We start from the raw sequence: 10,988 nt of genomic DNA, 5'->3' as shown, positions 1-10,988 counted from the left end.
GCGTTGGGGATCCACCTCTTCCCATTCCGAACAGAGAAGTTAAGCCCAATGGCGCCGATGGTACTGCATGATTTGTGGGAGAGCAGGTAGCCGCCATCCTTTAAAATGAGCCCCCGGAGAGAAATCTTCGGGGGCTTTTTTTTATCTTTGTATAAATTTATATTTTTATTTTGTATGAAGATAGTCCGATTAACAAGTATCCTGTTTTTTCTGGGGATGATGCTGCCAGTGAAGGGGCAGCCCTGCAATCCTATCGATTATGTCAATACATTGGTAGGGACAGATTCCAAGTATGAACTTTCTACCGGTAATACCTATCCGGCGATCGCCCTGCCTTGGGGGATGAACTTCTGGTCGCCACAGACCGGTGAAATGGGCAGCGGATGGATGTATACCTACCATTCCGACAAGATCAGGGGATTCAAGCAAACGCATCAGCCCAGCCCCTGGATGAATGATTATGGTCAGTTTTCACTGATGCCTATTGCCGGAAAACCGGTCTTTGATGAAAAAGAACGGGCGAGCTGGTTCTCCCATAAAGCAGAGATAGCCAAACCTCATTATTACCGGGTTTATCTGGCTGATTATGATATAATCACCGAGATCACGCCCACGGAGCGTGCTGCCATGTTTAGGTTTACTTTCCCTGAGAGTGACAGTGCCTACGTTATTGTCGATGCTTTCGACAAAGGATCGTATGTCCGGATCATTCCCGAAGAGCAAAAGATCGTGGGATATACCACCCGTAACAGTGGCGGAGTGCCTGAAAATTTCAAAAACTATTTTGTGATCACCTTTGATAAGCCTTTCACCTACTATGCGGCTGTGAAAGATGGTGAGATTGACGAAAAAGAGACGACATTTACCGGAAATCATGCCGGTGCGGTGATCGGTTTTAAGACGCACCGGAGGGAACAGGTGCACGCCAGGGTGGCCTCCTCCTTTATCAGTGAAGAGCAGGCGATGCTGAACCTGCAAGAGTTGGGAAGCGATTCTTTTGATACCATTGCGGAGAAGGGTGAGGCCCGCTGGAACGAGGTGTTGGGACGGATAAGAGTAGAGGATGACAATATCGACAACCTGAGAACCTTCTATTCTAACTTTTATCGCACAGTGCTTTTCCCCCGGAATCTCTCCGAAGTGGATGCTCACGGCAATATTTACCATTATAGTCCTTACAATGGGGAGGTACTTCCCGGCTATATGTTTACCGATACCGGTTTCTGGGACACTTTCAGATGTCTTTTCCCTTTTCTTAATTTTATCTTTCCCTCCGAAAATGTAAAGATGCAGGAAGGATTGGTAAATGCCTATAAAGAGAGCGGTTTCCTGCCCGAGTGGGCCAGCCCGGGGCATCGTAACATCATGGTGGGTAATAATTCGGCTGCGGTAGTTGCTGACGCATATATCAAAGGGTTGAGAGGGTATGATATTGAAACGCTTTGGGAAGCGCTCAAGCATGGCGCCAATAACGTGCATCCAACCGTGCCGGCGTCGGGACGTACCGGTTATGCCGAATATAACCAATACGGATATATTCCCAACAATTTGAAAATCAGCCAGAACGTAGCCCGTACATTGGAATATGCCTATAACGACTGGACCATCTATCGTCTGGGAAAAGCGTTGGGTAGGCCGGAAGCCGAGATTGCCATCTACGGTGAGCGGGCGATGAACTATAAGAATCTTTATAATCCTGCACATAAACTGATGTCGGGCCGTGCGGACGACGGCACATTCTCCGATTCATTCAACCCGACCGACTGGAGCCGCGATTTTACTGAAGGGAATAGTTGGCATTACTCCTGGTCCGTTTTCCATGATCCCCAGGGACTGATCGACCTGATGGGAGGACGCAAGGAATTCATCCATATGCTCGATTCCGTTTTTGTTATTCCGGGGTACGAGGGGATGAGGAGCCGCTCTATGATCCATGAAATGCGGGAGATGCAGGTGATGGATATGGGGCAGTACGCGCACGGTAACCAGCCGATCCAACATATGGTTTATCTCTATAATTACGCGGGGGAACCGTGGAAAGCGCAGTATTGGATCAGGGAGATCATGGATAAGCTCTATTCTGCCGCTCCCGACGGTTATTGCGGCGATGAAGATAACGGGCAGACTTCCGCATGGTATGTCTTCTCCGCATTGGGATTTTATCCCGTCTGTCCCGGTAGTGATCAATATATCCTCGGTTCACCGCTCTTCCAATCAGTAGAGATCGATCTGGAGAACGGGAAAACCCTGAAAATCCAATCGACGGATAATGGAAAAGGGAATCGATATATCGAAGAGATGAAGCTCAACGGCATGCAGTATACAAAGAATTATCTCAACCACGACGATCTCATGAAAGGGGGAGAGATTACCTTCAAGATGAGTGCCCTGCCCAATAAGGAGAGAGGTGCTCAGCAAAAGGATTTCCCTTACTCTTTCTCAAATGAGCAATAGTCAGCATATTTATTTATAAAAAACTCCGCCCATCTGTTATACTGACAGATGGGCGGTTTTTACTGATTTAGCTTATCTGAGACCTATTACCCTTCTATATCCTTTTTATGTTTTAAAGCTTCCAGGAAGTAATAATCTGCGTAATTCAAGGGAACGTCGATTTCGTTGTTATGTGGGATGCTACCTACGCTGTGCATCAGCAGGAAATGGCCGTTTGTACCCGGATCGGCGCGATAAGAAGGCGAAGCGAGGCTTTGCATCATTCGGTCGGCATATTCCTTGTATTGTCGCGGATTGTCGACATCCATCGTGCTGATCTCGTACAGGGCGGAAGCAATCACCGCTGCGGCGGAAGCATCGCGGTATGCGTTCGGGATATTCGGCGCATCCATATCCCAGTAGGGTATCAGGTCTTCCGGCATATCCTTGTGGTTCCGCATGAAATCGAATGCTTTCAATGCCATGTCGATATATTTCCGGTCGCCGGTTTCGCGATAGCAGAGGGTAAACCCGTAGATGGCCCAGGCTTGCCCGCGGCTCCATGTCGATTCATGGGCATAACCCTGTGCTGTGTGGCGGTTACGTACCGAGCCATCCTCCATGCTGTAATCAATCACATGGTAGCAGCTCCCATCGGGACGGAACTGTTCTGCCAGCGTCCTGTCGGCATGCGAGACGGCAATTTCACGGAAAGAGGGATCGCCCGACAATTTGGTAGCTTCGAACAGTAACTCCAGGTTCATCATATTATCGATGATCACAGGGCATTCCCAACCGCGCTCCGACTGCCATCCGCGTTCCACATCCCACGATTGCAGGATACCGGCAGCCGGACGGAAACGGGTTGAAAGTGATTTTGCCGCCTGAATGATAATCTCCTTGTATTCGGGATCTCCGGTCAGACGCAAGCCGTTCCCGAAACTGCAATAGATCATGAAACCCACGTCGTGGTGCCATGTGAGGTTTTTGGCATCTTCGATGGCTTTTGAATACTTATGTGCCAGAGGATGATAATATTCATCTCCGGTCAGCTCGTAGAGATACCATACTGAGCCGGGGAAGAACCCACTGCGCCAGTCGGCATAACTACAGTAGTAGACACTGCCGTCCTGTTTCAATGTGACCGGATTCAGGATTTTGTCGCTCGCTTCGATTACCTCGATTTCCCTGCCGATCTGATCGACGGCAAAATCGATGTTTTCCCGGATAAAGTTATTCTTCTCTGTTGTTCCTGTGCCGCATGAAACCAATACGAGCACAAAGGCCGATACCACTAAATTCCTCATTCTCATTCTTATTGTTTTATTTGATTTTATGTATTGTGTAACTGTATGTTCCGGAAGGGGTTATTTTTTTTGCATTCAACGAAACCCGATGGATTTCTTTACCCCATACATTGGAGAGACGGGGATCATCCAGTGTAACCGTGTCAATCACAGGGGTAAATATATTCTTATCATACGATAATCTTGCGTTTGCATTTTCTACCTTGATGATTATCTCTCCCGGACGGCTGATATCCACATTTCCCCAGGTAAGGAAATTGATCTGATTAGGCGTCTCCGCTCCATCCAGGACAAACCTGTCTTCTATCTTCAGCTCATTTTTACCTAATGTATATGCACGTGTCCACTGTTTTATGCCGGCATCTTTCGGGTAAGCTGTCGCAATATTTGTCGAGAACTGCATCCGTGCCGGATTGAATTTTACATCGGAAGCCTTGTACTTTGCGCCGAATGACTGCGGTGCGCCGTTGATGAGCGGCAGGTTATGCCAATTGCTTTGCATCGTCCAGATAGAATAACGTTCGGAGCTGAATGTCTGACGTGTATATGTCCCGACGCCGGCATCGATAAAGACGGGAACTGTATCGAGATACAGCGAGAATGTCCCAATATCGTTGTGATTATGGCTTTCGTTGTTATATCCCCCTTTCGCTGCCACGAAAAAGCCGTTTTTGTTTGACATGTAGCAGAATTCCGTTTCGGGGTACCAGGTATATGATGGCGTTTCAACCGTCGGTGGCACTTGCTTCATCTCATTAAAATAAAGAATCGTTTGGAGTGTCCTGAAGATGTCACGTCCCGATGAAACCGGTATCTTTTCCGACCTGCTGTTCAGGTAGGCGGCAAAATGCATCATATCTTCACTCACGACTGCCTTTCCGTAACGATAGATCAACGGGCCGTTACCACCGCCTTTTGCCGACGCATCTGCAAAATTCACAACCCAGTCGTTGCCAACGTAAGAGCGAACGATATATTCTCCCATATTTTTAATCATGGGATCATTGAATATGGAAACCTTTCCACCTGTGCCGTCATACAGCATTTGCAGGTAATCATACATTTTGCCGGCGGCATGCCCCCAGTAAGAGGGGCCTTCCTCACACGCTCCGTCGGAATGGGTGTAGTTGATGAATTTATCTACTGAAACCATTGTCCGGTAAACCGCTTCTGCGAGTTTGTCCCGGTCATTTTCGAGCAGGAAAAAGGTCTGGAGTACATTGAAATTACACCATGGATTCCAGTTGTTGACCATCATGCCGGGTTCATAGTCGAAGGCCATCCACCAGAAGCTGCTGTCATTCATGAAAGTATCCAGTGTGCGTTCCTGTAACTCTTGCCTCAGGCGCTCCGAAATAGCCGGATTTACCTTGTCGAATTCACTGTGCAGATAATAATATACCCAGGCCAGAAGCGAACTTAAATCGCCTGACGTCAAGTCAATCACATGTTTTTTATTATCGGGCAGGGAACGGTGCGATACCTGTTCACGTCCCAAATGAGCTGATAACACCCACGAACTCATTTCACAGGAATAAAAAACGCCGTTGATCAACTGGTCGATAAACCGGCCTTTGCCTTCAGCCAATTCCGCCATCAGGAGATCGGCAATGGCTTGATTATTTTCGCCAAAAGGATCTTCCATGATACGGCGGTTGCCGCTTTTCTCAAACTCGATATAAGCAGTAGCCGGGACAACCTGCCATACATACGCCAGTTTCTTTTCTCCCTGCCGGATAAAATGATCTCTTGTATCCCCGAGGAACCGGTTCCAACCTGCACGATCAGAATAAGAAGGATAGGGCATCCATTGCTGGTCAAGGATTAATGCCGATTTTATCTGCTCCGGTGAAGCTGCTTTTTGCAACAGGTTCTTTTCGGTATATGCATGTACAGGAATGGAGCAGATCAATAAAAGAGGCAAAATTGAATGAAAGAGTATTTTCATATTGTGAAAGTATAATTTGAATGAATAGCCATTGATGTGCATAAAATTAAGTGAATTTTTGCCGGATTTGAAAAATAGAAAATAAATTATCCGGAAAGAATAGCTCCTTTCCGGATAATTAGAGATACTATGACATTACCATCCCGGATTTTGGGTTAATGATTCATTCTTTTCGATTTCATCACTTGGTATGGGCCATAGATAATCGCGGTCTTTATTGAATTTACGGGTAAGCAATCGTTTACCGGTAATTCCAAATTCATCTTTGTTCAGCATCGTGTGGGATAATTTCCAACGGCGCAAGTCGCTGTCCCGGAATCCTTCATTGGCAAACTCATACGCTTTTTCTTTGAAGATCCGGTTGAAGACTTCTTCTTTGGTGCGGGCTTCGAGATGAGCCGGTCCACTGTTTAACAAGGCCATATCCACCCGCGCACGTACTTTGTTGATATATTCAACGGCTTTATCCTGGTTGTCTGTTTCATTATAGCATTCGGCCAACATCAGATACACATCGGCTAATCGGATGATACTGTAGTTGACAGGGGTATGCTCACGGTTTGTGGCTGTACCGTCCCAGTCGCCTTCCGGCACATATTTTCTCCAGAAATAAGTCTCCCATCCACCCCTGTTGTTACGCATAAATCCATTGGCTTCATTTAAGCCGACAATACCTCCGTCCGCTTTTTTCGCGAAATAGAAATCCATTTCTCTCGGAGCATTCGAGTACCATCCTAAGTATTGAGTATAAGGCATGATCAGGGTCGCACTCATACGGGGGTCACGCTGTTCGTACATGTCCATGATAGTTTGGGCTTCTTCGGGAATCTCAAGGATTTTTGTCCCGTCATCAGTGGATAGACAGCGCCATACACGTTCTTTTACATCGTTATTAGTTGTATATCCCGGGAACAATTCATCCCAGTCAAACGGTCTGCCATCCTTATATTCATACATATCCGCCAATCCTGTGGAAGGAACCGTATTGTTCCAGCAGCTACCACGGGTATTACGGGTTCCTGCATAAAAAGCGAAAGGCATACCATACATTTGGCCGATATTGCCAATATTTACAATAGTGAAAACAGCTTCAGGCGAGCCATTACCGGCTGGTGTAAACAGTTCAGCAAAGTCAGGATGAAGCGAATGCCCGTATTGGGGTTTTAATACCTCTTCGAAAGAATTGATCGCAGCCTGATAATCTTTGTTGTGGAGTTGTACTTTCCCTAATAATGCATAAACGGAACTTTTGGTTGCACGACCGTAATTTGCACCGTCCCATTTATCGGGTAATCCTGCCTGGGTGGCATCCTCCAGGTCTTTCATGATGAACTCACGGGTAGCGTCGGCACTGCTCCGAGGGTTATCGAGATTATTGATGTCCGTCTCCAGATTAGTGGTTTCATCATAAATCGGAAGTCCACCAAAATAATCGAACAGGTGAAAATAGGCAAGCGCACGCAGGAATTTAGCTTCTCCGATAAACATTTTTTTTGTCTCTTCGTCAATTTCAGAGGATGAAATACCCCGGATAGCCAAATTTGCCCCTTGGATGGCATTATATCCATTTTGCCATTTACCGTTTAAAAAACCGGTTGTGGGTGTAGCTGTCCCTAAGATTAACGCCTCATATTGGTCGTATCCTACAGCTACATCCGAATTGATGTCGGTAAGGAATTGTTTGCCATAAAGGTCGGTTCCCTTAAAAGTGGCATATACTCCCATTAAACCTTGTTTACATTGGTCTTCGGTCTTCCAGAATGTAGCCGAGCTAAGCTGGTCGAAGGGTGATCTGTCCAAATCATAACACCCATTCATAGCCATAAATGCAACGATGATGTATAAATATATTTTTTTCATATTTTTCCTGTTTTTGATATTGTTAACGAATTAGAAAGTTACATTTAAACCAAATACCACTTCACGCATTGTGGGATAAGTAACGCCGCTGATTTCAGGATCATATCCTTTCCAGTTCGTGAAAGTAAAGAAATTTTCCAAACTGGTATAGATTCTTACTCTTTCCATCAATGCTTTCTGAGATATTTCTTTAGGCAATGTGTATCCCAATTGGATGTTACGAATCTTCAGGTAGTCCTTTTTTGCCACCCATAATGTGGACGCACGTTCGTTTCTTGTATCACTATAATCCAATAATCTGGGATATTTTGCGGCAGTTGGGCGACCTTCATACCATCTGTTTTCGATCACATCTTTGTTTAATTGATATCCCATACGCACTGTGGAACGATAAAGAGTACTGTAATAGACGTCTTTTAGTCCGGCTTGTCCCTGCAACAACATGGAAAAGTCCATCCCTTTCCATTCTGCTCCCAAACTCATACCAAAGGTCCATTTCGGGCTGTTTCCGTGGCCGACAGCTACCCTGTCGTTATCACTTAATACGCCATCTCCGTCTGTATCTTTATAAAGTATATCACCCTTTTCAGGCCTTCCCCATGGGAATACTGTTTTTCCCTCAGGAGCATTGTCAATCATGGATTGTACGTAAGCCAGGTCTTCGTCCGTAGTAACAAGACGATCCACTTCAAGGATATATAAAGTTCTGATAGGATATCCTTCCAGGATCATCCTACTACCATCAATAGATCTTTCTTCTCCTTTGAATTTCTCCACTTTGTTTTTTATATGAGTCACGTTAAACCCTACATTGTAGTTGAAGTCTTTTCCAATCCGATCGTTCCAGGTGGCAGCAAGCTCAAACCCTTTGTTGCTGACCTCTGCCGCGTTTTGGCGTGGCAACGAGGCATTCCCGTGGACCCGTGGTGCCGGTAAATCAATAAGGATGTCTTTGGTATATTTATTAAACCACTCGGCGGTAACAGATAAGCGATTCCTTAATCCATTAAAATCGACACCGATATTGGTCATGGACACAGTTTCCCATGTCAGATTGGCATTGGCCAATGCGGTTTGAGAAAGACCCATGATGACCGAACGTCCCAGAATATAGTTTGATTGGGCATACGTGGATTGGGCAGAGTAATTACCATCCAAATCTTTATTGGTCCCTAATGCGTTATTCCCTAAGGTACCGTATGATGCACGGATTTTCAGGTTATCCAGCCAATCGATATCCCTCATGAAATTTTCTTCCGAGATACGCCAGGCTCCGGAGAAAGAAGGAAATACTCCCCAACGGTTGTCTCCCAAGAATCGTGATGAACCGTCACGACGTAAATTGGCTTCGAAAAGATACTTGTCTTCCCATGATAGATTGATACGGCCAAAGTAGGATTGCATAGCCCATTCGGTGATGTTACCACTTGCAGAGGACTCTCCGATAGCTCCATCGATGACCCACAAAGAAGGGTCAAGCAGATCATTACGGGTCACCTGGTGATAGTTCCTCTGGAATTGCTCCTGGCTTGCTCCCAACAATACGGTAAGGCCGAGTCTGTCGTTAGCTAACTTTGTATCATATAGGGCAGTGATATCTCCCATATTCCTGAGTCTTTTTTCCTCCCGGTTCATAATGCTGGTTTGTCCTTTACCGTCGGTATATAATGCTCCGGTCTGGAAATTCCACATCGGTACAAAAACCGGCTTGCTTGTTTTGGCTTGTTCCCAATATTCATAAGAGTAGGAACCCTGTATCGTCAGCCCCTTGAACGGAGTCAATACTCCGTAGAATCGTGACCTGAGATTGTATGTGTTGATATCACCGGCCCTGTTTCTTAATCGGAGATAAGGATTGTTGGTAGCATTCTGAGGGTCATCCTCCACGTTCGCATTAATGCCTAACCGATCCTGATCATCTAAAAGAGGTATCCCCGGATTACCTCCACTCATCGCATACGTATAAATATCATCAATAGCATCACTGATGATTGGTGTGGTGGAGTAAAATCCACTTACATTTGTGCCGATTTTCAGAAAATCCTTGATCTGGGCATCGAGATTTGTGCGTAAGGTATAACGTTCGTATCCTGTATTCTCCAAAATTCCCGGATTATTCAAATAATTGAAAGAGGTGAAGAATGTCATCTTGTCGGTTCCTCCGGAAGCCGAAATGTTGTGTTGTTGCGCAACGCCGGTCTTATATACATCAAAAATATCTGTATTGGGATATTTTGTTTTGTCGGCGTCATTCTCATGGTCTCTCCAGGTTTGAATAATTGCGTCGGAGAATTGTCTGGGTTTGTTACTGTTTAATAACCCTTCATTGAGATATTCCATGTAATCAGCATAATTCGTGACTAAATTGAAAGGTTTATTCAATGTCTCAAAAGAAACGTAACCGTTGTAATCTAAACGCATATTACCAGCTGAACCTTTCTTTGTGGTGATAAGGATAACCCCATTGGCTGCCCTTGATCCGTAAATGGCGGAGGATGCGGCATCCTTCAAAACTGAGATTGTCGCAATATCCTGTGGATTGACACTGCTCATATTGCTTTCCACGCCATCCACAATAACCAAGGGAGACGAGTTATTCAAGGTTCCTTGTCCACGTACCTGGATGGATGCATCCCCTGCATTGGAAGGCCTGTTATTCCCGGAATTGACATATACCCCGGGAGCTGTTCCGTAAAGGGCCGTGGAAACATTGGAAATAGGCCTTTTCTCTGCCATATCTTCAATGTTGACGGAAGCCACTGACCCGGAAAGGTTTACCTTTTTTTGTGTACCGTATCCCACGACTACCACTTCTTCCAACGCCTGTGTATCTTCCTGTAAGGTAACATTTACGGTAGTCTTGCCTACCGTACTTATTTCCTGTGTCAGAAAACCGATGTAGGAAATCTGGAGGACAGCATTCTCGGCCACACTTAAAGAATAGTTGCCGTCGATGTCGGTCACGGTACCGTTTGTTGTACCTTTTTCTATAATATTAACACCAATGAGGGGTTCATCGTAGCTATCCACAACAGCCCCTGTAATCTGTTTTTTTTGTTGTTGAACTGCGGAGGACTTCCCCTCATTCAATGCTTCGCCTGCATAACTGTTATGCATGCTTAACAATAAAAAAACAGAAACAAATGTAATAGTTAGGGATTTTACCCCTCTCTCTGATAGATTACTGATTTTCATATAAATGCATGTTTTTAGGTTGAAAAATGTTTTTTAGCTTTTGAATTTGTGTAATAGAATTTATATCGAATAGTATTTTAGATATCTGATTATCAATTCTCTCATTCTTTAATCAATATAATGTCTAATATATTTTCGAGGTACACTGAATAAATTATAAATGTTGCAAACATATCATATTTGGAAGGGAGGGGTAGGCACAAATCGTCTAATTAACTTGTATGAATTGTCCACTAAGCAGACTT

5 protein-coding genes and 1 rRNA gene are annotated in these 10,988 nt (G+C 45.1%); 2 read left to right on the top strand and 4 right to left on the bottom strand.

What is annotated here, in order from left to right; all coding sequences use genetic code 11:
- Both rrf and ABV001_RS08315 read left to right on the top strand, forming a co-directional pair.
- Positions 1-99 (top strand): 5S ribosomal RNA (rrf, locus tag ABV001_RS08320); the annotation flags it as partial.
- Positions 100-216: 117 nt separating this feature from the next.
- On the top strand, positions 217-2,454 hold the full coding sequence (locus ABV001_RS08315; protein WP_352422369.1) for a GH92 family glycosyl hydrolase: 2,238 nt from the start codon (positions 217-219) through the stop codon (positions 2,452-2,454).
- Between the two features lie 86 nt (positions 2,455-2,540).
- Here the strand turns inward: ABV001_RS08315 and ABV001_RS08310 are convergent, their stop codons facing one another.
- The 4 genes from ABV001_RS08310 to ABV001_RS08295 form a co-directional block, all read right to left on the bottom strand.
- Positions 2,541-3,746: a glycoside hydrolase family 88 protein gene (locus tag ABV001_RS08310; protein WP_352422368.1), complete on the bottom strand. Its 1,206-nt coding sequence runs from the start codon at positions 3,744-3,746 to the stop codon at positions 2,541-2,543.
- 10 nt (positions 3,747-3,756) lie between these two features.
- Positions 3,757-5,688 carry a heparinase II/III family protein gene (locus tag ABV001_RS08305; RefSeq protein ID WP_352422367.1) on the bottom strand — a complete coding sequence of 644 codons (1,932 nt, stop codon included), beginning with the start codon at positions 5,686-5,688 and terminating at the stop codon, positions 3,757-3,759.
- A gap of 135 nt (positions 5,689-5,823) precedes the next feature.
- Positions 5,824-7,548 (bottom strand): RagB/SusD family nutrient uptake outer membrane protein, encoded by a 1,725-nt coding sequence (locus ABV001_RS08300; protein WP_352422366.1) that lies wholly within the window; start codon positions 7,546-7,548, stop codon positions 5,824-5,826.
- Between the two features lie 30 nt (positions 7,549-7,578).
- The gene (locus ABV001_RS08295; protein WP_352422365.1) at positions 7,579-10,743 is read right to left on the bottom strand and encodes a SusC/RagA family TonB-linked outer membrane protein; all 3,165 of its coding nucleotides are present in this window, start codon (positions 10,741-10,743) and stop codon (positions 7,579-7,581) included.
- Positions 10,744-10,988: the final 245 nt, after the last annotated feature.

The sequence above is a fragment of the Proteiniphilum sp. genome (genome assembly GCF_040307845.1).
GTDB lineage: Bacteria > Bacteroidota > Bacteroidia > Bacteroidales > Dysgonomonadaceae > Proteiniphilum.
Note: the sequence above shows the minus strand (reverse complement) of the source record. Positions and strands in the feature narration are given on the sequence as shown.